This is a genomic window from Xanthocytophaga flava (assembly GCF_030068545.1).
Taxonomy (GTDB): Bacteria; Bacteroidota; Bacteroidia; order Cytophagales; family 172606-1; genus Xanthocytophaga; species Xanthocytophaga flava.
This window is the reverse complement of the sequence record NZ_JASJOR010000004.1, coordinates 307090-329663: the sequence shown is the minus strand read 5'-3', so window position 1 is coordinate 329663 and position 22574 is coordinate 307090. Positions and strand designations below refer to the sequence as shown.

The 22574-nt window shown below is 38.1% G+C and carries 15 protein-coding genes; 6 read left to right on the top strand and 9 right to left on the bottom strand.

Translation table 11 applies throughout. The annotated features are described in order from the left end of the window. Positions 1-40: 40 nt before the first annotated feature. Positions 41-811 carry a J domain-containing protein gene (locus QNI15_RS08530; RefSeq protein ID WP_313996711.1) on the top strand — a complete coding sequence of 257 codons (771 nt, stop codon included), beginning with the start codon at positions 41-43 and terminating at the stop codon, positions 809-811. A 125-nt stretch (positions 812-936) separates the two neighbouring features. Further along, positions 937-1632 carry a hypothetical protein gene (locus QNI15_RS08525; RefSeq protein ID WP_313996709.1) on the top strand — a complete coding sequence of 232 codons (696 nt, stop codon included), beginning with the start codon at positions 937-939 and terminating at the stop codon, positions 1630-1632. Between the two features lie 83 nt (positions 1633-1715). On the opposite strand, the gene QNI15_RS08520 is transcribed toward QNI15_RS08525, so the two are convergent. The 4 genes from QNI15_RS08520 to QNI15_RS08505 all read right to left on the bottom strand — a co-directional run bounded on the left by QNI15_RS08520 (position 1716) and on the right by QNI15_RS08505 (position 7496). Beyond that, positions 1716-2900: a phosphoglycerate kinase gene (locus QNI15_RS08520; RefSeq protein ID WP_313996707.1), complete on the bottom strand. Its 1185-nt coding sequence runs from the start codon at positions 2898-2900 to the stop codon at positions 1716-1718. 211 nt (positions 2901-3111) lie between these two features. Then, on the bottom strand, positions 3112-4071 hold the full coding sequence (locus QNI15_RS08515; RefSeq protein WP_314031469.1) for an L-threonylcarbamoyladenylate synthase: 960 nt from the start codon (positions 4069-4071) through the stop codon (positions 3112-3114). A gap of 79 nt (positions 4072-4150) precedes the next feature. After that, a complete protein-coding gene (locus QNI15_RS08510; RefSeq protein ID WP_314031387.1) occupies positions 4151-6661 on the bottom strand; it encodes a DUF5686 and carboxypeptidase-like regulatory domain-containing protein in 2511 nt (836 codons plus the stop codon). A 208-nt stretch (positions 6662-6869) separates the two neighbouring features. Next, positions 6870-7496 (bottom strand): SanA/YdcF family protein, encoded by a 627-nt coding sequence (locus QNI15_RS08505; RefSeq protein ID WP_313996703.1) that lies wholly within the window; start codon positions 7494-7496, stop codon positions 6870-6872. A gap of 525 nt (positions 7497-8021) precedes the next feature. On the opposite strand from QNI15_RS08505, the gene QNI15_RS08500 reads away from it, so the two are divergent. After that, positions 8022-9692 (top strand): family 43 glycosylhydrolase, encoded by a 1671-nt coding sequence (locus tag QNI15_RS08500; protein WP_314031386.1) that lies wholly within the window; start codon positions 8022-8024, stop codon positions 9690-9692. Positions 9693-9780: 88 nt separating this feature from the next. Here QNI15_RS08500 and QNI15_RS08495 read toward each other — a convergent pair whose 3' ends face one another. Both QNI15_RS08495 and QNI15_RS08490 read right to left on the bottom strand, forming a co-directional pair. Further along, complete coding sequence (locus QNI15_RS08495) at positions 9781-10356, bottom strand: DUF4142 domain-containing protein (RefSeq protein ID WP_313975994.1); 576 nt, start codon at positions 10354-10356, stop codon at positions 9781-9783. A 476-nt stretch (positions 10357-10832) separates the two neighbouring features. Further along, the gene (locus QNI15_RS08490; protein ID WP_314031384.1) at positions 10833-12536 is read right to left on the bottom strand and encodes a GMC family oxidoreductase; all 1704 of its coding nucleotides are present in this window, start codon (positions 12534-12536) and stop codon (positions 10833-10835) included. Positions 12537-12749: 213 nt separating this feature from the next. Here QNI15_RS08490 and QNI15_RS08485 point away from each other — a divergent pair, with 213 nt between their 5' ends. Genes QNI15_RS08485 through QNI15_RS08475 form a run of 3 tightly spaced genes read left to right on the top strand, consistent with a single transcriptional unit; the run spans position 12750 to position 14908 of the window. After that, positions 12750-13334, top strand: coding sequence for a hypothetical protein (locus QNI15_RS08485; RefSeq protein ID WP_313996697.1), 585 nt, complete (start codon positions 12750-12752; stop codon positions 13332-13334). 5 nt (positions 13335-13339) lie between these two features. After that, a complete protein-coding gene (locus QNI15_RS08480) occupies positions 13340-14281 on the top strand; it encodes an outer membrane beta-barrel protein (RefSeq protein ID WP_314031383.1) in 942 nt (313 codons plus the stop codon). Between the two features lie 12 nt (positions 14282-14293). Further along, the gene (locus tag QNI15_RS08475; protein ID WP_314031382.1) at positions 14294-14908 is read left to right on the top strand and encodes a hypothetical protein; all 615 of its coding nucleotides are present in this window, start codon (positions 14294-14296) and stop codon (positions 14906-14908) included. 68 nt (positions 14909-14976) lie between these two features. Here the strand turns inward: QNI15_RS08475 and QNI15_RS08470 are convergent, their stop codons facing one another. From QNI15_RS08470 to QNI15_RS08460, 3 genes are all read right to left on the bottom strand, one after another. Beyond that, on the bottom strand, positions 14977-17406 hold the full coding sequence (locus tag QNI15_RS08470; RefSeq protein ID WP_314031381.1) for an ABC transporter permease: 2430 nt from the start codon (positions 17404-17406) through the stop codon (positions 14977-14979). Positions 17407-17467: 61 nt separating this feature from the next. Then, positions 17468-19912: an ABC transporter permease gene (locus tag QNI15_RS08465; protein WP_313996689.1), complete on the bottom strand. Its 2445-nt coding sequence runs from the start codon at positions 19910-19912 to the stop codon at positions 17468-17470. Between the two features lie 54 nt (positions 19913-19966). After that, a complete protein-coding gene (locus QNI15_RS08460) occupies positions 19967-22351 on the bottom strand; it encodes an ABC transporter permease (protein WP_314031380.1) in 2385 nt (794 codons plus the stop codon). Positions 22352-22574 lie beyond the last annotated feature (223 nt).

The window sequence follows — 22574 nt, the reverse complement described above, 5'->3', positions numbered from 1 at the left end:
ATAAATGATTATTTTATGCGTTGAATAACAAAAATCTTTCATGAAAGATTATTACGATATCCTGCAGGTCTCCCCTGATGCAGATACTGCTGAGATTAAGAAGTCATTTCGTCGGTTGGCTACATTGTATCATCCGGATAAAAATCCAGACCCGTCTGCGCATTATCTGTTCCAGGAAATCAACGAGGCTTATCAGATTATTGGAGATAATCAACAACGACAATGGTATGATCTCAAACGGATGTATGCGGTTGCAGAGCCTGTACCTGTGTCTTATACTCCTCCCGTACAACCTCGTCGTCCGCCTCCTGCTTACAAACCCCGTCAGCGTGTACATATAGATTTACGTCCTTATTTAGTTTTTACCAGGAGTATGTCTTGGATCTGTCTGATATTTTGTGTTTTGTTGGGGGTAGATTACTTACTTCCCAAGCCATTCAGTGAAGAGCCTGTACTGGGGGTAAGAATTATGCATCAAACTGGAAAGATTGTCGTCACTACTCCGCATCGGGTGATGACTATGTCTATGATAGGAAATTTTACGATAGATCTCAGCAAATACACTCCTGTTTCTATTTATCGAACTCCTTTATTTGGGTCAGTAGTGAAGGCAGAACTTAAAGGTATGGAGGCTCCAACCGAAAATAATATTTATGGTAGTCTTGTCTTTTTTCCTATTTTACTTTTTATACTTTCACTATTAGGAGTTGGTATTCGGAATAACACCGAATTGATCGTCAATTTTGGTATTGCGTCTTCTATCATTTTGATCATTACTTTATTCCTCATATTTGTAGTTTTCCGTTTATAAAAGAAGGGTTGTGCAAGATTCAAATCAAAATCGTTTTTTTCTTCTATGATTTCTTCTGTAACTATGTGATTGATTCAGAGTTATTCAAAATTCTGAATAATTATTTTCAAAAAAGACAGAGACGCATGTGTAAAAAAATACTGTTTATTGTGGGTGTACTTATGATTTTCTGGGGATGTAATTCATCTGAAGAGACACCTAGTCCAACTCGTTTGGGATATGATTTTTATCCACTTGAAGTAGGCCAATATGCTATCTACGATGTTTTTGAAGTAAAGTACCAGATTTATACAAAGCCTGATACCCATACTTATCAGATTAAAGAACTGGTCTATGATACCATCACTGATCTCACCCATGAGCCAGCATTTATCTTGTATCGATATTCCAGAGCTAATTCTTCAAGTACTTGGTCATTAGATTCTGCCTGGCTTACAAAACGTACTTCTTATATTGCATTGCGCAAAGAAAATAATGTTGATTATGTTCGCTTATCTTTTCCGCTAAAAGAAGGATTGAAATGGAATGGAAATCAATACAATACTTATGGTGAGGAAATGTATGAGGCAAGCGATTTTGACCAACCTTATCAGGTGCTGGATAGCACCTATGATAAGACAGTGACTATTCTACAACGTGATGAAGTAAATGCTGTTTTAAAAGATCGGAGGATGGATGTATATGCAAGAAATATGGGCTTAATTTACAAAGAACGTATTCAGCTTACTTATTTACAGGATGGAGGAACCGTTGGCAATGGAGATATTGATCACGGAACCTACTATATTCAAAAGATCCGGGAATTTGGTAACGAGAGATAACTATAATACGTTACCTACTAAATAAAAAGTCCTCATTATATAGATAGTGAGGACTTTTCATTTATATAATGAGGCTGAGTTAGTTAATCCAGTGCTTTTACACCCGGTAAAACTTTACCTTCCATATACTCAAGCAGTGCACCACCACCTGTAGATACATAAGATACACGATCTCCAAATCCAAGATTATTCACAGCTGCTGCTGAATCTCCACCTCCAATTAAGGAGAAACCACCATTTTCTGTTGCTTTCACTACTGCTTCTGCTACACGGATTGTTCCTTTAGCGAAGTTACTGAACTCGAATACACCCATTGGTCCGTTCCATAGGATTGTTTTTGAGTGTTCAATTACTTTGGCAAATTCTTCGCTTGCATCCGGACCAATATCAAGACCCATCCAACCATCAGGAATTTGTTTGTTATCTGCTATCTGAGAGTTAGCATCATTACTAAAGCCATCTGCAATAATGGAATCAGTTGGTAATATAAGACTAACGCCTTTTTCTTTTGCTTTGGCAATCAGTTCTGATGCTAGATCCAGTTTATCTGCTTCCAGTAAAGATGATCCGATAGAACCTCCCATGGCTTTAAAGAATGTATAAGCCATACCTCCACCAATCAACAGATTATCTACTTTATCAAGAAGACGTTCAATAATCAAAATCTTATCAGAGATTTTAGCTCCACCCATAATAGCAGTGAATGGACGTGCTGCATTTTCCAATACTTTTTGGGCATTGTCAAGCTCTGCCTGCATTACATAACCACATACTCTGTCTTTGAAAAACTGACCAATTACAGCTGTAGATGCGTGTGCACGGTGGGCCGTACCAAATGCATCATTTACCCATACATCTCCCAGTTTGGAAAGCTTTTCCGCAAAAGCTACATCACCTTTCTCTTCTTCTTTGTAGAAACGCAGGTTTTCAAGCAACAATATCTCACCTGGTTTTAGGGCTGCTGCTTTTTGAGTAGCTTCTTCTCCAATGCAGTCATCTGCAAACTGCACACTGGTCTGAAAAATATCGTTCAGATATTTTACCAAGTGTTTTAGTGAGTATTTTTCTGTTGGACCATCCTTAGGGCGTCCCAAGTGTGACATCAGAATAACAGATCCACCATCTTTACGAATCTTATTGATAGTAGGGATAGTAGCCTGAATGCGTGTATCGTCAGTTACTTCGTAAGCGCTGTTTAATGGAACGTTGAAGTCAACCCGTATCAGGGCTTTCTTGCCTGCAAAATTGTACTGGTCAAGGGTGATCATAAATCAGATTGTTTTATTTGGTAGATTGTAAAAGTATTGAGAACCTCTTAATTACTGATAGTTTTAAATGGCTGAGGCTCTTTTTTTCTCAATTGCCGTACAGTTGCTGATGAAAGTGCTGCAAATCAAAAGTAAAGCCAATAAAATCGCAAATAAAATCGTGAAGAATGTGTGTTGTTAGAATATTGGCAGATCCTGATAGCTCAGGATCTTATCGAGCCGCTGCTCTTCTGATACGATCATTAATAGCTCTGCCTAGATCTTCTTCTGGTAGAAGTTCTGCAACAATTATTTCCAGATGAGGAAACGTATCCAGCATACGCATAGCTGCAAATAACTTCTGCGCTGCTTCAGCATAGTTTCTGGACTGAGAAAGTACAAGTTGGTTTTTCTCTGGGAGGTCTTTTCTAAAATCAGAGAATCCCATATAGCCTATTTTTTCAGGTGCATATTGTTTTAGAACCTGATCAATAGAATCTAGGACCAATGGCTTTCGTGGGGCATAGTGACTTTTTAACATTCCGGGGGCTTGTGGATTTGAGCTGGAATGTGGCATCAATGAAACCGGACCTATAACTGATTCAATGGCTTCTATTGAAAGTCCTCCTAATCTGTAAACAATAGGAGTTGTATCTTCAAAGCCAATAATAGTCGATTCAATTCCTACATGACTGGGACCTCCATCAAGAATATAAGGAATCTTATTACCTAGTTGTGCCTGTACATGTTCAGCCTGAGTAGGGGAGATGTAACCAAATGGATTAGCACTAGGGGCTGCTAACGGAAATTCCAATAATTCCAAGAGATCCAGAATCAACGGGTGAGACGGCATCCGTACAGCTACAGTCTCCAGTCCGGAAGTGACCAGATCAGGAATGTTAGGTTTTTTTTGTAATAACAGAGTCAAAGGACCAGGCCAGAAATGTGTAGCCAGCTTTTGTGCTAAGGGGGGAATAGTCTCGACAAACTGAATGATCTTGGCCAGACTACTACTATGTACGATCAGAGGATCAAATGTGGGACGATTTTTAGTCTGAAAGATTTTAGTTACAGCCTGAACATTAAATGCATTTCCTGCCAGGCCATATACGGTTTCAGTGGGTATGCCTATGACTTCACCTGCTTCTAAAAGTGATTTTGCTTTATAAATATCTTTGTCAATAAGTGCCATTAGATGATTGCGCATTTATTGACAAAGATAGAGGGTTTTGCTTATAGTATGGATTATTTTCCTTAACAGAGCAAATAGATTATAATTTGAACTGGAAAGATATTTTAACTCCAAATCGGTTAGTGCCAGAATTATTCAGATAGGTTAGGCGATGAATAGCATCAATACGCATAAACCGGAATATGTTTTCAATACCATATCCCAGTTCTATGTAAGGAACGTCACCCAGACGTCCGATAGGGCGTGATGCATTTCCCTTGTCATCATATTCAAGAGGAACCAGATTATAGTTTTTATCACTTAACCCTCCATATAATACATTCGCATTGGCAACCAAACGCCATTTTAGCTTGCGTATCAAAGGAATACGATTAAACAATAATCCCTCAAAATTATGTTGTAACTGAACAGAGGCATACCGATCACTAACAAATTCAAAGAAATTCATCAGATTGTATGCATTGTTGATGTAAAAAAAGGTCTGATTGCCTTGATGAGATTGTAAAATAGGATAAGGAACTGTAGAGGGTATATAACCCGCACTTATGGAGTAGGAGGCGCGACCTAAGGATCCGACGTTTATACTTTGCGAGAGATTCAGCGCTATTTTGTGGTAATTAAAGCCTCCACCCACTATGCCTTTTAAGCCCAATGTATAACTAAGAGTAAGCACAGGTTTAGTTGTGCCTAAACTAATTCGTGTATTATCATTTATCAGGAATTGTTCATTTTGTGCAAAACGAGATTCAAATGTAATCTCTGTACTCTGAAAGTTGTCATCGGTAGCCAACTGAGTATCAGTTGGATTTGTATAGTATGTAAAATTATACAGCGGATCAAACTGCCACTGACGTAGTTTGATCTTTTGAGTAAAGCCTCTGACAAAGTCTGTCTGGAATGCAATCTGGTTGTTTCGTAACATAAATGGCCGCCTGAATGTACCAAAACGAGATGATACCAGAAAGAGGGTGTTGTCCCATACATCCTGTGAGAGAAGTCCCACGCGTTCAAGGTCATAACTATGTCTTACACTTAATGTAGTCCAGTGTTTCTTGGAGAAAATGCGTTGAATTTCCGCTCCATATTTAAACCGGTGATCACCAAATCCATACCCTCCATATCCTTTCAAAACCCATTTATCACTAAAGTCAATATTAGTTTTAAAGCCAAGGCGAGCATAGCTCCCCTCTACAGTATTATAACTGTAAGCCAGAATATAAGGCCCTATGTCGATAGGACCAGCTTTCTTGTACCCGTTTACAACAATATTGGCAATCTCTATATAAGACCGAATCAGTGGAATATTTTTGATTGAGTCAATCATAGCATATACATTCTTCTCAGATTCTGTCAGAGGTTCATGACGATGCTCATCCCAAAATGCCTCATCTTTGATTTGAGCAGTGGGCTCCATTTCTATTCCTACATCGTAGAACTTTGTGCTATGTGGCTGATTAACTACTACCCGTTCGTTAGATGTATAAAACTTGGCCAGCATACCGGCTGACTGGTTTGTTATTTCTGCAACATCAATTAACACACGGGTTTTTACAGGTATCCAGGGCCCTGCTTCTGTTGGAGCAAGTTCCTGTTGAAGTTTGATCTTTTCTATAAAGTTCAGGTTGGCTGTTTTGCTCATAGTTGCATCTACCTGTACCAAAGCAAATGTTGCCTTATCTATCCACATTGTGCCTGTAAAAGCAAGATCCTGAGGTCTTTTGGGTTCAAAATCAATCCGATAGCTGTAATGCCCGTTTACTTCTGCACTATCTACCAGAAAATATTCATAGTAGAGCTTCCAACCATCGGCGATGGGTGAAACAAAATCTTTATTAAGGATGTTGAGCCAGTTACGATAAAAGTTATATTCCTGAAACGAAGATCCGGCCATTTGAGAAATCAGTGTGCCATCCTGAATGCCTACTCCCGTTACCCGTGTTTTCAGAATATGTTCGCGTTTCTTTTCAGGTGATTTCCTATAATAGACATTCGAAAATGATTCCGAAATAAACAAAGGAAGAATTGGTTTTCCATCTTCGCCCGCAAGTACTTCTACACTATCTATAACCTGTTGTATTTTCTTAATCGCTTTGCGTTTCTTGAGCTTCTCGGAAATATTATCTACATCAATTTCAATCTTATTATAACTTTCATATTCAAAATAATCTAGTGAACGCTTATCATTTTTTTCTTTATTCCGTACAATCTTTCGCAGAATAGCATAGGCGGGATTTTCTCCTGCATAAATTTTTATCTCATTCAGACTGATGGAAGCTGGAACAAGTTGAAAATCTATTGCTTGTGTAGTGGCTTTCCGATTGACAAGTTTCGATTTTTCTGTATAGCTGATGGCTGTAGCTGTGAGAGAGTCCTGTAGGGTATGTGTGACCAACTTATAATTACCATTAAAGTCAGTTGTAGTACCAATAGTCGTTCCTTTAAAAGCCACTGCGACAAAAGGCATTCCTTCACCTGTTTCGCTATCGGTGACTTTTCCTGTAATAACATAGCTTGTTTGTGCATAACTTACAGAGGTAATATACAAAAACAAGGAAATGTAGAAAAGATATGTTGTTATCTGTTTAAACAAAGATTTATGTATGGTTGATTTCAATATATATTAAAAGTGCTCTACTATAAGCTAAAAAATATTGTGATGGTTCAGTTCTTCAAATATATTAAATAATCCTGTGCTTAGAATGAGGTCAGTCTTCTGCAATAGGATTTAATTACTTGAATCTAATGTAATATATAGATTCTTTACTAGTAAATATTTTTACCTGTTAATCGTATGCCAATCATTCACTTTCATTGTCAAATACAGTTTCTTCTTTTTGTAAAAGATATATATCCAGAATAGCTTTTGGACGTGCCAGATACTCCCGAAAACGTGTTTGTATGGATGCCTGCCATGGAACATCCTGTGCTGCATAAGCTATAAATGGAAATTTATAATGTCTGGCAATAAACACAGCCCGAGCCCCATGAAATGCCTGCGAAATAACAATAACACTATCCCGATTGTATAATTGATGACATCGTACCACAGATTGAAAAGTGTTCTGTCCTGCATAATCCAAGGTCATAGCATTTTCTGGTATTCCTAATAACATCAGCGCATTTTTCATATCAGATGGCTCATTGTAATATCGGGAAGAATTATCTCCACTCAGAATCAGATGTTTTATTTTTCCTTCCTGAAATAACTGTGCTGCTGCTGCAATTCTATATTTGAAAAAGAGATTCTCGTTTCCATCCCTTACCCGCTTGCTTGTACCTAGCACTAGCCCTGTAGGACGGGATGTAACAGTTTGGCTGTTTGTGAAAATATATTCTTCTGTTTCCTGTGAAACCCAAACATTACAAACGATAATTAATCCTATCGCAATGGAAAATAAAATGAAAAAAGCCTTTAGGTATTTCATTGCAGACAGATATCAAAAAAATATACTAAATATATAATGAATATACTAAAATACAAGGGGAAATGCATTGAAAAATACTAGTTTTGTCATAAAAGGAACTATCCTCAGTATGTTTATTTTCTGCAAATATATCTACCATTTTATTTCTGCAAACTGTTGCTCAAATTCCTGCCTTTGCATTGTACCTGTTAACGGGAATCCCAGCAATATATTTTATAAACAGAATTATAGACTCGAAGAATGACTCTTAGTTGGTTCTTTGCTCTCAAAACAGAACATTTCTCTATCAGTTTGATCCAGGTAATACTTCAGCAGCAGTAATGTGCTGAATTCCAGAGTATAATAAAGGTTCTGTACTATTGGGAATTTTAAGAAAAGAAAATATTTTGCATAAAATAAAGGTGTAGTAGAATCTTAATAATATATGCAATGAAATTTTCTTTTTATTTCTACTTATTCCTGACTTTTCTGTCTGTGACTCTTCTATCAGCTCAACATCCTGGACAGCTTACATATTGCAATCCTATGGATATAGATTACAAATACAATTTTGAGCAGCTGAATGAGCAGATTTCCTACAGATCTGGTGCTGATCCTGTTATTATTAATCACAAAGGAGAATATTATCTATTTGTAACTATATCTGGTGGATGGTGGCATTCGACGGATTTAATCAACTGGAAGTATACAATACCAGATAAGTGGCCTATGGAAGATATGTGTGCTCCTACTGCTTTATCTGTGCGGGATACATTGTATCTGTTTCAATCGACTTTTGAACAACGACCTATATTTATTAGTCTGGAGCCAGAGAAGGGAAAACTGATTTTTTATAATCGCTGGCTTCCGCGACTTCCGCAATATATTGGTCCTTGGGATCCTGCTTTGTTTTATGATGAGCAGCTGGATAAGTGGTATATGTACTGGGGTTCTTCAAATGTGTATCCCATTTTTGGTGCAGAACTGGATAAACGAAGAAATCTAACCTACAAGGAGAAAAATAATTACAAAGAATTGATTTATCTGCATCCTGAACTTCATGGATGGGAACGTTTTGGGCGTAATCACCGGGATACAATACGCCCCTTTACAGAAGGTGCCTGGATGACAAAACATAACGGCAAATATTTCTTGCAATACGGTGCACCTGGGACAGAGTTCAATGTATATGCAAATGGTACTTATATAGGAGATAATCCATTGGGCCCTTTTTCCTATGCACCTTACAATCCAATATCCTATCGTCCGGGAGGATTTATGAATGGGGCAGGGCATGGCAATACATTTCAGGATAACTATGGTAATTATTGGAATACCGGCACACCATGGATTGCTGTAAACTGGAATTTTGAACGACGCATTGCTATGTTTCCTGCTGGTTTTGATAAAGATAATCAATTATTTGTCAACACCCGTTTTGGAGACTTCCCTCATTATCTACCTAAGAGGAAATGGCAGAGTAAAGATGAATTGTTTACTAACTGGATGCTTTTGTCTTATAAGAAACCGTGTGTTGCTTCCTCTACATTGGATACACTATTTGCCAGTAAGGTTACAGATGAAGATCCTCGTAGCTTCTGGGTCGCTAAACAAAATCAGCCTGGTGAGTGGATTACAATTGATCTGAAGAATATAAGTGAAATCAGAGCCGTTCAAATTAATTACACAGATTATAAGTCAGATATTTTTGATAACGACTCGGCTAAAACATATACCCAATACAAACTATATACATCCAAAGATGGCAAGGATTGGAACCTGGCTTACGATGTAACAAAAGAGCCCAAACGTGACCGAGCCTGTTCGTATATTGAATTACCAAATCCTATACAGGCACGATATGTCAAATACGAACATGTGTATGTCAGATCTCCCAATCTGGCTATCAGTGATATTCGTGTGTTTGGCAATGCTGCAGGAAAATTGCCTACAACTCCAGATCACCTGGTAATACGTCGTGATAAAGATCCACGTAATGCTTTTATTTCATGGAACAAGGTAAAGAATGCAGTTGGATATAACATTCTTTGGGGTATAGCACCCGACAAACTATATCAGGCATACCAAATATGGCATGACCAACCCAACCAATTGGAATTAAGAGCTTTATCTATGGGGGTGAAATATTATTTTGCTATTGAGGCATTTAATGAAACAGGGGCTTCCACTATTGGAAAAGTTTTGGGGCCCTACTAATTATTGGTACTGGGTATCCATACTACACTAAAAGAAATCAGACCTTCTCACATGTAGAAGGTCTGATAAAAACTAACAGTTTAAAAAATTACTGAACATATCCTCTCTGTGATATAATAGTATCTGCCTCAGTTTGGTGACTAATAACTACAGGAAGAGTTTTCGATACATACGCTTTTACATCGCTGTTCTGACCAGTACCATTCTGATACGCTTCCAGTTTACTGCGAACCTGTGTATGTGCATCCAGCTGGCCTAATATATATTTTCTACTAAAAACAGAATCTACTGTGATAGCCGTAAGACTATCTTTCATTTTCTGACTTGTAGAATCTAATCCGGTTGGCAATGAATACGAATACTTATCTGCAACAGAATCTAAAGAGGCTTGGGCTGAAGTATGATGTGTTATCATCATTTGTGCAAAATTACGAATTACAGAATCTGTAGATTTAGTCAGTGCCAGTTGACCCATTTCTATCTCAGACCGGTTGGCGTATGCTACCTGGTCTATTATGCCTTTGTCTGCTGTGTTTAATGTGGTTGGCGTAACTACTGAACCATCATCGTCGTCGTTATTACAGGCACTAAAGCTTGTTACACATGCTGTTAAAAGAAGTCCCCAGATAAAACTTCCAGCTTTGGTTGCAAATGGATTTGTCATAATGGTTGCTTTTTGGTGAAATTGAACTATGCCACCTTTGGGAAAAAATGATACCACCCATTTGTTAGTATAACTGACTGTAAATCATTTATGAATCGTTGTGTGGCTGGACTGTATATTGTGTGTTATTATTGTATTTTTCTCTGTCTTATGGATTTGAAGCTCTATTGTGTTTAACTATATCCGGATTTTTGTATGATGATATAAGAGAGAATAAAAGCTTGTTTGGATACTCGTTCATAAGCTCCAAAGTATAAGATTCTATGGAAAAACAGACTACTTGATGAGATTCGGAAAGTTGAAAGTTTTCTACGGTTTGAAGAAATTTATTCCCGTTATCTTTTGCGCATGATTTTTTAGGAGAACTTAGTAAGGAGATAAATGAACGGATGCTAGATACATAATAACAAGGAAGTTTCTGCTATGCCATCATTGTAAGGCACTTTATAGAAAGAACAGAAACTTTGTGTAGGGTACTATATTGTTTTCTGAGTAGACACAGCATGATTTACAGCTCTGGCAGTAAGGGCCATAAATGTAAGAGATGGATTCTGATTGCCAACAGAAGTCATGCAAGCTCCATCGGTAACATATACATTTTTGCAATGATGTAATTGGTTCCACTGATTCAGCAAGGATGTCTTTGGATCTTTACCCATACGTACACCTCCCATTTCATGAATATCTAGCCCAGGTGCTTGTCCAGAATCATAAGGACTGATGTTTTTGCAACCACTTTTCTCAAGTATTTCAGTACCCTGCATTAGAAAATCCTGAAGAAGTTTTTCATCATTCTGGTCATATTCTATGGAAGTAATAAGTTGTGGAATACCCCATGCATCTTTTTGATCTTTGCTCAATCGTACGTGATTTTGTTCTTTCGGTACAGTCTCTCCCTGCATCATCATGTAGATTTCCCAGTCACCTGGTTGAGTAATGTTTTCCTTATACTCTGCTCCAAAACCTTCCTGACCTCCTTGGTGCCATCCTGCCCGACTGGCAGAGAAAGCAACCATATAACCCCGTAGAAAGTCTGTATCCTGTTTGAATACATTGCGAAAGGATGGAATAAATGCAGTAGTAGGACGTCGGCCATAATAGTATTTGTCCTTATATCCTTCAAAGCTAGCAGTAAGGCTACCTCGATAATTATGGAAGGCTACATATTTTCCCAAAAGGCCAGAATCATTACCTAACCCATTGGGAAATCGACTGGATGTAGAATTTAATAGAATCAGATTGGTGTTCAGGCAGGCTGCATTTACGAAGATTACTTCTGCGAAAAACTCAAGCATTTCTTTACTGTTTGTATCTACTACTTGGACTCCTGTTGCTTTTTGTTTCTGTTCATCATAGATAATAGAATGAACAACTGAGTGAGGTCTTAGCGTTAAATTACCAGTTTTGGCAGCCCAGGGAATGGTTGAAGAGTTACTGCTGAAATAACCTCCATATGGGCATCCCCGATAACACAAATGCCTTGCCTGGCATTGTCCCCGACCTTGTTGTGTATGAATTTCATTGGGTTGGGTAAGATGGGCACAACGACCAATAATTACCTGACGGTCCTGATAGTATTCTTTTACTTTTTCCTGAATGTGTTTTTCTACACAATTCAATTCAAAAGGAGGTAAAACCTCACTATCTGGTAGATTAGCGATACCATCTCTGTTACCACTAATACCTGTAAATTTTTCTACATAGCTGTACCAGGGAGCCAGATCTTTGTAACGGATAGGCCAGTCTACTGCAAAGCCATCACGGGAAGGTGCTTCAAATTCAAAGTCACTCCACCGTTGTGTTTGACGAGCCCAGATCAAAGACTTTCCTCCTACCTGATAGCCTCGTATCCAATCAAACGGCTTTTCCTGTATATAGGGATGTTCATTGTCTTTAACAAAAAAATGCTCAGTAGCTTCTTCAAATGCATAACACTTATTGACAATTGGATTTATCGTTTCTGAAATAACTGTGGAACGGCCTCTATGTGGAAAATCCCAGGGATTGCTCATGGCTGTTGGGTAGTCTGTAATATGCCTGACATCACGACCGCGTTCCAGCACAAGGGTTTTTAATCCTTTCTCACAGAATTCTTTTGCAGCCCAGCCACCACTTATTCCTGATCCTATAACAATTACATCATAGGAGTTCTTCTTTTTACTGTTGATAGAGAGATTCATAGATTTGAAATAGACTGAATTATTAAAAATAAAGATAATTGCCGAACAATGCTGGCTTGTAACTATTTCTTTAGCTAAAAGCCTCTTACTGTAGTGTGTATTCTACACTTTGTGCTCAATAGACCACTGTATGGGAAACATTTTCGAATCTAAGTACAAAACGAATAACGGCATGAAATTTTGCCCGTCTGCAGTAATTATTCTCTGATTTACATGAAAAAAAAACTTATACAGGCATTAATTCTAGGCCTGGCATTAACAACAATAGCCTGTAATCATTCTGTTGATGACATAGGTATTGTGAGAGATCCTGAAATTTCTGTGGATATCAATGGCAAAGCCTGGCAATCCCGAAATACGTTCGTAGTGGGCCTGGAGAAAGCAATAGTTTATAAAAGTGAGACTGATACTGCTGGACTATTGTATTATACCTATCGCATGATATTGAATGGGCAAAATGAAGCAGGATTAAACCGAAAGCTTACTATCCGGTTTGCTGTTCAACAACCGGATCAGCTAAAAGGACACTACTCAACCCAATTCTCGGAGTATGGAAAAATAATAGAGGCAGAGGTGCTAGATCAGGTTTCCAAGGATGAGTATACTTCCTACCAATTGATAACCCCTGATTCTACTACTTTTCTGCAGATTGATCGACAAAGTACTGATAAAAATCTGATTGCAGGGACATTTGCTTTTCATTTGGTAAATACACAAGACTCAACACAGGTATTAGAAGGAACAAATGGCATATTCAAAGATATCACCTACCAGAAATGGCAAAACAGTAATTTATGAGAAGCATGAAAAATACAATTCTAAAAAGTGTGCTGGTAAGTCTGATGTTTCTATGTATTATGACAAGCTATGCACAAAGTCAACCTGTTTCCAATTCTTTTGATGTGATTATCAAGAAAAATGGTGATATAGTTTATGGCCTGGTTACCGAAGTTGATTTACAATATGTCAAATACAAACGGACAGATATTCCGGATGGGCCAATTTATACTATGCCCAGAACAGATGTGTATGCTATAAGCTATCGAAATCAGGTGAAAGATATACTGGCTCCAACAGATAGTAGTTTGTTCAAACGATCGGTCTCGCCTCCTCCAGCAGCTGTTTCTGTTGACACAGCAAGAGTTGATACAGTTTCTAAGGAAGGCCAGAAAGAGTCTCCAGATAAGAAAGTAGATAAGTTTTTTGCCCGTGAAAACTTTTCTCAGCCTGAAATTCATTTTCATCTGGGATTTATCAGAGGATTTACGAAAGTTAGTAATATAAGTCAATATACTTCTGCTCTCAGATTTCCTGGAATAGGATTCAGCTATGATGCTCAGTTTAAAGAGAATTTTCGCTTGGGAGTTACATTTGGTGTTGCAGGATTTCGGTTTACACAGAATGAGTATGATTCGTATGACAGCCTGCAGATAGACCGGAAGTTAAATGAGACACTCCTTTTGTTGAATGTATATGCAAAACGACGTTTTGGTACAGGACGTGCAAAACCTTATATCCTGGTAGGAATTGGGATCAATGGCTCGTTCCTGAAATCAGAATCAATTTTGGCTGTAGATAATAACAATGATCGCATGTTGCAGGTACGGTCCAATAGTCGTGCATTTAGTCTGGGCATCCAGGCACGAATAGGAGTGGATTATGAAGCTCAGCCAGGTTTGATGGTATTTGGTGATATTGGTGCAGGTCTGACTATACTGCAGTTTGGGATTGGGTATAAACTATAACATATTACAACTATGAAAACATTTGTTTTTACATTATATACATTAATTCTATTTCTGGGATTTTCAACGCTGGTGATGGCACAAAAAGAGGGTGGAGGGATTAAAGTACAATTGGGAGGTGCTGTGAACTACTACCTGGGACCCGGTAATCAGAGCTTTGATAAATTCGAAGAGAATCACCTGAACTGGCAACTGGATGGATTGGTTGGAATAAAGCTGGCAGAGAGTAAAGATCATAAGAAAACATATCTTGGTGTGTACGGTAGTGCAGGAAGTTTGAATCGAACTACAATAACCTCTATGATTCAGGATCAAAAGTTTACGATTGTCAACGAGACCGAGCAGAATCGTTACAATCTGCATTATCAATGGGAGGTCGGATTCCTTATTGCGGAGGTATTACGAGTCAGTACTGGTTCGGGGACTCAATATTTTGGTAATCAGTTACTGGCAAATAGCAACGGTACTTCTTTACAAAGAGATCATTTCGATTATTATTCCTCTACAGCAGGAGTCCAGCTTAAACTGGGTTCTGTTGCCTGGACAATTAACTGTAATCTGTTATATGGAAAAGATCTGGATCGTACTATTGTCAGACCTTCAACTGGTTTAGCACTTACATTCTAAAAAATAAACTCTCCAGAAGTTAGCCTTTGTTGATAGTTTCTGGAGAGTGAAGAACTCAGATTCTTACATTATTCAGATCGCAAAGATTTAACAGGATTGATCAATGCAGCCTTAATAGCCTGAAAGCTTACAGTTAACAAAGCAATCAGTAAAGCTGCTATGCCTGCTATCAAAAATACCCACCACTGAATATTGACCTTAAAAGCAAAATCCTGTAACCAGGTACTCATAGCCCAGTAGGCTAATGGGAAGGCTATACCATTGGCAATCAGTATAAGTTTCAGAAAATCTTTGGATAACAGAGCCACAATATTGGATATACTGGCTCCGAGCACTTTGCGAATCCCAATTTCCTTGGTACGTTGTTCTGCTGAATAAGCTGATAATCCAAATAACCCTAGGCAAGCTATAAAAATAGCCAGTAGAGCAAATGTGATAAATAGCTTACCCACTTTTTGTTCACTCTGATATACATTAGTAAATGCTTCATCCATAAACTGATAGTTGAATGGCTGCCCCGGAGCAATAGTTTTCCACTTAGCTTCAATTTTTGAAATAGTAGCAGGCATATTCTCTGTATTCAGTCGGAAACTAACATTGCCAGGTGCATTTCCAAGTGTGAAGCATACAGCACCAATATTTTGTCTCAGAGATTCAAAATTGAAGTTTTTAACAACTCCAACAATTGTATAGGCACGTGTTTGCTGAGTTTTAAAATCAGTCAAAGCAGAAATACGTCTTCCAATTGGATTGGAATAGCCAAATAGTTTCGCAGCGGTTTCATTGATAATAATACCAGAAGAGTCTGTCTGTAACTGTTTATCAAAATCTCTGCCTTTAATAATCTGCATTCCCATTGTTTGAATGTAATCATAATCTACATTCCAGCTTTGTATAGAGACTGCTTTATCCTGTCTTATTTCTCCTTCCGGAAAATAAAGATTGTCGCTGCGCCAGGAGGGTACAGGAAGATATCCGGTAATAGTTCCATTTTTCACTTCTTCCAAACGCAAGACTTCATTTTTGAAGCTTTCTGTGCTGTTTCCTAATGCACTGGCATCATTGATAATAAGTACCTGTTCTTTATTGAACCCTAATTGTTTATTTTGTATGAAGGTGAGTTGCTGATAGATAACAACTGTACATATAATCAAAAATACAGAGGCCAGAAACTGAAATACAACCAGTGAACTTCGTAAGCTACTGCTTTTAGCCCCCTGACTTAGCTTACCCTTTAATACCTGTATAGGCTCAAATGCAGATAAAAAGAATGCCGGATAACTTCCTGCCAATAAACCTGTAAATAGCGTGAATAATAATAGTACAGGTATAATCAGGGGGTGTTCAATGACAGACATAGTCATTTGCTTGCCTGCTAAATCATTAAACAAAGGAAGTAACATTACTCCTATACCCAATGCAAGAACAAATGCAATACCTGTTAACAAAATAGATTCTGTAAGAAACTGATAGATTAAACTACTACGGTAAGATCCAAGAACTTTTCGTACACCTACTTCTTTTGCTCGATTAGCTGAACGGGCTGTTGCCAGGTTCATAAAGTTGATACAGGCAATAAGCAGTATGAAAAAGGCTACAGCAGAGAAAATATAAACATACTGAACATTACTATTAGGAGATACTTCAGCCACGCGGTCTGAATACAGATGGATATCAGAAACAGGCATCAGGCTATAATTAAGATAGCTTCCTGACTTTTTTAAGTCATTCAGTGTAGAGCCAAATGCCTGTTTTATTTGGGGGCCTACATATTTTAAAAGTAGATTATCAAATACTGCTTCTACCTGAGCTGGTTTTACTCCTTCTTTCAACAATAAATAGGTAGTGTAATTGTGACTTACCCAATTATCAATCTTACTATCTTCATGGTCAAGCATAGTAAGAAAGAAATCAATTTTTAGATGTGAATTGGTTGGAATGTTTTGTATAACACCTGCTATTTTGTAGGGTTGTTTATCATCCAGAATCATCGTTTTGCCTACAACATCGGATTCACCAAAGTATTTTTGGGCTATTCGTTCAGAAATAACCAGTGTATGAGGTTCTGTTAGCGCTTTATCCGGATTACCATACAGCATTGGAAAAGAGAAAACTTTAAAAATAGTAGAGTCTGCATAGCCTACATTTTGTCCATCTTCCTTGATGTTTTCATTTCCTTTTTTTACCAGTATACTTCCTGTTTGTCGTATACGTGCAGCAGCTTCTACCAATGGGTAATCACGCACCAAGGCAGCACCAGTTGGGGCGGGCATTACGGCCAGTCTCATCTGGTTGCCTCCAAATTTAATATCCGAATTAAGTCTGTATATACGATCTGCGTTGGAGTAAAAACGATCATAGCTGATCTCATCCAGAACATATAACATAATTAACAGACAGGTGGCAATACCAATAGATAAACCAAAGATGTTTGTTGCTGAAAAACCTTTGTTACGCCAGAGATTCCGCATTGCAATCTTAAAGTAGTTTCTTAGCATAGTTGTTTGATTCGTTAGGTGAGTTAGATTCTGGAAAATTTATTTTATCGGACGGTGATCTTTATTCAGATCTAAGGGATTTGACAGGATTAGCTCTTGCTGCCCGAATGGCCTGATAGCTGACTGTGGCCTGAGCTACAATCATTGCCAGAATACCTGCCAGTAAAAATATCCACCACGAAATATCAATCCGAAAGGCAAATCCTTGTAGCCATTTATTCATAAAGTACCACGCAACAGGGGCCGCAATAACAAATGAGATAAGGACAAGTTTGATAAAATCTTTTGACAGAAGGATTACTATCTGACTGATCGAAGCTCCCAATACTTTGCGGATACCTATTTCCTTTACTTTTTGTTGTGCTACCAGAGAAATAAGACCATACAGACCCAGGCAGGAAATAAGAACAACCAACCCGGCGAAGTAGCTGATGATATTTCCCAGACGCTGATCGCTTTCGTATTGACGGGCAATGGATGTATCCAAAAAGTCATATTCAAATGCCTTTTCCGGGAAATACTCAGACCATTTCTTCTCCAGGAAACTGAGTGTCTGAGGTACATTGCTTGAACTGATCTTTATTGAGAATAAGTTCAGTTGAGGAATATCAACATCTATAAGAACACCTTCCAATGGTTGAGACAATGTTTCTGCATGAAAATCCTGTATTACTCCAATAATCTTTCCTTGTTTTCCTTCTCTGTCAATAGTTTTTCCCAAGGCTTTAGCCGGAGTAGTCCATCCGAACGATTTAGCTCCGGTTTCAGTGATAAGAAAGGCGGCCTCTTTATCTGTTTCAAAATTTTCCGAAAAATCCCTCCCTGCCAGTAATTTCATGTTATAGGTTTTCAGAAAGTTGTAATCTACTGCCAGACAGGCGATAAATTTGTTGTCTTCTTTTGTAAAGCCTTCTGGTACAATTCCTCTTCGTGTGCTTCCCTGCCCCAATGCCTGGCTGGATAATGTTACTTCCTCAATAGAAGGGTTCTGTTTTAGTACATTTCTAAACGTTTTGATCTTTTGATACAGACTATCATTTGATGGAAGGAATATATTGTTCAGGTTCTGACTAAACAGAGGTGCCGTAATAATGTAGTCTTTCTCAAATCCTAAAGGTTGATTACGCATAAAATGCAACTGATTGAAGGCGATGCTTGCCGCAATGATTAGCCCTATAGATGCTGCAAACTGTACAACCACCAATGCTTGCCGCAAAATTCCTCCCTTCGCTTTTTCACTGGTATAGCTTCCTTTTAATGTAGTAATAGGCTGGAAGGCTGATACGAAAAATGCCGGATAGCTACCTGCCAGCAAACTGGTTATGAGAAATATTCCAATAAAGGAAGGTATGAGAATAGGATCATTTAGTAAAGTAGAGAATGACAAGTGTTTTCCTGTTAGTGTATTCATTACAGGTAAGAATAACTGAATCAGGATAAACGAACATAGAAAGGCAATCGACGCCAGTAAAAAGGATTCACCTAGAAACTGCTGAATAAGGTGTTTTCTCTCTGCCCCCAGTACTTTACGCATGCCTACTTCTTTAGCACGTTTCAGTGAACGAGCTGTAGAAAGGTTGACAAAGTTGATACAAGCAATCAGTAATGTAATAAAAGCAACACCTGTAAACACATATAAATAAGTGATATTTCCAGGAGCCTCAGCTTCTCCTCCCAGATTAGATCTGAGGTGAAAATCACGCATCGGTTGTAACTGATATTCTATGTCTTTGCTGAATTGTTTGGGAGCATGATCCAGTAAAAACTGAGGGAATCGGGCATTTACTGATGCAGGATTCTGATTTGGTTTTAATAATACATAGGTGAATGAATGGCTGATGATCCAGTTGCGAGGCAGGTTTTCTCGTGCTTCAGGATTCTCCAGCGCGAACATAGTTTGATAGTTGGAGATGAAGTTAAAATGAATGTGTGAGTTGTCTGGAAATTCTTTAACAACACCTGTCACTTTCATTGGATGCAAACCTCCAAACAGAATTGTTTGTCCTAATGCCGATTGGCTACCAAAATATTTCTTCTCCATCTGCTCTGTTAGAATCACAGTAAACGTCTCATTAAGAGCCGTTTTAGGGTCTCCCTTCAGGAATGCGAAGGAGAATATTTGCAGGATAGAAGAATCCGCAAAGAAGAAGTTTTCTTCCTCAAAACTCTTTTTTATATCGCCCTGATTGACAGCCATACTGGCATTACGGCGATACATACGGGCAGCAGTTTCCATCTGAGGAAAATAGCCAGGCAATAAAGGGGCTACAGGGGGTGGAAGCACAGCCAGTGCCGTGGGTAACTCCGCAAATTTTGGATTGTATGTGATACGATATATTCTGTCAAACTTTTCGTGAAAGGTATCAAAGCTTAATTCATTACGCACAAACAACAAAATCATAAAACAACAGGTCATACCCATTGTCAAACCAATAATGTTAATGAACGCAAAGCTTCTGAAGCGATTTAAATTGCGAAGAGCGATTTTAAGATAATTCTGTATCATACAAGAAAAGTTTAAAAGCAAGCCCATAAGTATAGGTATGGGCTTTGTTTGGACTTATTCAGATCGTAATGCGTTAACAGGATTTGATAAAGCTGCCCTGATTGTATGGTAGCTTACTGTTAAGAGCGTGATAAGTAGAATCACCAGGCTTGAAATAATAAAGGTTTCAGGCTTTAAAGGTGTACGATATGGGAAAGTACTCAACCATTGATGCATAAAATAATACGAGACAGGAAAGGATATAATACAGGCTACCCCTATCAGAAGCAGAAAATTCTTATTGATGAGAAGGAATAAGTTTCCTGTTTCAGCTCCCAGTATTTTCCGGATGCTGATTTCCTTTTGTCGTTGCTGGGTTGTGAATGCTACCAATCCCAATAGGCCCAGACAGGCTATTAATATAGTCAGAGATGAAAAAGCGGTAAATATCTGGCCTCTCCGCTGATCGGCTGCAAACTGAGTGGTAAAGTCCTGATCCAGGAAGGTGTATTGAAATGGTTCATCCGGAAATATGGATTTGACTTGTTTTTCTACATAACCGACTGTGGCAGGAATATTCTGATTGCTGACTTTAACCTGAATGGTATTGTTATTTTGCCGATATACAAGAATGAGAGGCTCTATAGGATTATAAAGAGATCTTTGGTGGAAGTCTTTTACCACACCAATTACTTCCATAGTATTGGCTGTATCACCTGCAAAGCGGATCTTTTTACCTAAAGCTTCCTGCCAGCCCATTTGCTTCAGCATTGCTTCATTGACAATGGCTCTTCGTAAGGTATCAGACTGATCTGTCTCGGTAAAGTTTCTTCCTTCAACGAGTTTAATACCCAATGTTTTTAAATAGAATGGATCTATACCATAAATATCAGAAGCGTAATTGGTAAAACCATTTTTCGATTCTATCTCAAATAAGATTTTGCTGGCATCAGACCCCGGTGTAGCATTGGATGTACTTACATCAATTATCTGTGAATTTTTACGTAATTCATTTTGAAGCAAACGTAATTTGCTCTTTACATCACCTTGTTGGTTTACATTAATAACCATTACCTGTTCCTTGTCATACCCCAGATCTTTGGTGCGTAAAAACTGCAACTGGTCATATACTATCCAGGTGCAGATCAACATAATCATAGAAATGGAAAACTGCATTACAACCAACACTCTCCGTAAGGCTATGTTACTGGACCCTTTCGCCAGACTGCCCTTTAATACAGATACAGGATTAAATTTAGCCAGATAAAACGCTGGATAGCTACCTCCAATCAGACCGACCAGTACTATAATGCCAATCAGCGAAAGAAATGTAAACGGATGAAAAAGAGTACTAAATTGAAATAGCTTGCCTGATAATGTATTAAATACCGGAATCAGGAAAAAAATAAATACTATGCTTACTATAAAGGAGACAAATGTTAACACAATGGATTCTGTCAGAAACTGCAAAATCAGTTGAAATTGTGTCGAACCTGCTACTTTTCGAATACCTATTTCCTTTGCTCTGCGTGCAGATCGGGCTGTTGTTAAATTCATGTAGTTGATACTGGCAATAAGCAACATGAATACTGCTACAATCGAAAATGTATAAATGTATGACATACTACCCACCTCTTCAGGTTCACCATTTAGTGTAGAGTGAAGATGGATATCTGTAATAGGCTGGACACCATAATGCATCTTGACATTAAAAGGGGCAAAAATACTTGCCATGTATTTGTCATACATAGGCAATAGCTTTTTTTCAAATGCGGATGGGTTTACAGCAGGATTAAGTAATACATAGGTAAAAAATCCAAAATTACCCCAGTTATTGCCAAAGTCTTTTGGAAGTGTGCTTACAGATAGGAGTGCATTGAATCGGATATGTGAATTAAGTGGCACATCCTGTAGAATTCCTGTTATTTTATATACTGTTCCGTTGGATGTTTGTAAGGATTTACCAGTTAGATCTTTAGTTGTTGAAAAAAGTTTTTTCGCCAGTGTTTCTGTTAATAGAATAGAATTAGGTGCTAACAAGGCTGTTTTCGGATCTCCTTCAAAAAAGGGATAGGTAAATACCTCAAATAGATTACTGTCTGCAAAGAATATTTTGTCTTCAAAAAGATGCTGCTCTCCGTTTTTTAACAGCGTTCGCCCTTTTCCGACAAAGCGGACTGCTTGCTCTACTTCCGGATATTCTTTTTTCAATGCCGGAGCAAGTACAAATTGGGTAATAGCTACATGATCAGTTCGTTCTGGTTCCTGCAGGTGGGTGATAATGCGATAAATATGGTCTGCTTTTGTATGGTAACGATCAAAGTTTAGCTCATCCCTTACATAAAACAATAAAAATAAGCTAAAGGTAATTCCAATGGTTAGTCCAAGAATATTTAACAGACTAAAACCTTTGTCTTTGGTTAAGTTTCGAAAAGCGACTTGTAGTAAATTCTTAAGCATAGTTGTAGTGAGTAGGTGGAGTTACAGCATACTTAGCCTGAGTATCTTTATGGTACCAGATTACAGAAATAAGAAATGCTGAATTCCTATCGAGGATCAAGCTATATGCCAAAATAAAAAATGCCCTTTATCTGCAAATAAAGGGCATGCATAACGCGAATATTGTCCATTATCGGACAATACTGCACGTTTGCGAACAGTACAAAGTTTAATTAGTTACGAT

Excerpts from the sequence above, each read along its gene's own strand:
- QNI15_RS08475 (WP_314031382.1), top strand. The coding sequence starts at position 14,294 with ATGAAAACATTTGTTTTTACATTATATACATTAATTCTATTTCTGGGA.
- QNI15_RS08530 (WP_313996711.1), top strand. The coding sequence starts at position 41 with ATGAAAGATTATTACGATATCCTGCAGGTCTCCCCTGATGCAGATACT.
- QNI15_RS08505 (WP_313996703.1), bottom strand. The coding sequence starts at position 7,496 with ATGAAATACCTAAAGGCTTTTTTCATTTTATTTTCCATTGCGATAGGA.
- QNI15_RS08495 (WP_313975994.1), bottom strand. The coding sequence starts at position 10,356 with ATGACAAATCCATTTGCAACCAAAGCTGGAAGTTTTATCTGGGGACTT.
- QNI15_RS08485 (WP_313996697.1), top strand. The coding sequence starts at position 12,750 with ATGAAAAAAAAACTTATACAGGCATTAATTCTAGGCCTGGCATTAACA.
- QNI15_RS08525 (WP_313996709.1), top strand. The coding sequence starts at position 937 with ATGTGTAAAAAAATACTGTTTATTGTGGGTGTACTTATGATTTTCTGG.
- QNI15_RS08465 (WP_313996689.1), bottom strand. The coding sequence starts at position 19,912 with ATGATACAGAATTATCTTAAAATCGCTCTTCGCAATTTAAATCGCTTC.
- QNI15_RS08470 (WP_314031381.1), bottom strand. The coding sequence starts at position 17,406 with ATGCTAAGAAACTACTTTAAGATTGCAATGCGGAATCTCTGGCGTAAC.
- QNI15_RS08490 (WP_314031384.1), bottom strand. The coding sequence starts at position 12,536 with ATGAATCTCTCTATCAACAGTAAAAAGAAGAACTCCTATGATGTAATT.
- QNI15_RS08480 (WP_314031383.1), top strand. The coding sequence starts at position 13,340 with ATGAAAAATACAATTCTAAAAAGTGTGCTGGTAAGTCTGATGTTTCTA.
- QNI15_RS08500 (WP_314031386.1), top strand. The coding sequence starts at position 8,022 with ATGGATATAGATTACAAATACAATTTTGAGCAGCTGAATGAGCAGATT.
- QNI15_RS08520 (WP_313996707.1), bottom strand. The coding sequence starts at position 2,900 with ATGATCACCCTTGACCAGTACAATTTTGCAGGCAAGAAAGCCCTGATA.
- QNI15_RS08460 (WP_314031380.1), bottom strand. The coding sequence starts at position 22,351 with ATGCTTAAGAATTTACTACAAGTCGCTTTTCGAAACTTAACCAAAGAC.
- QNI15_RS08515 (WP_314031469.1), bottom strand. The coding sequence starts at position 4,071 with ATGGCACTTATTGACAAAGATATTTATAAAGCAAAATCACTTTTAGAA.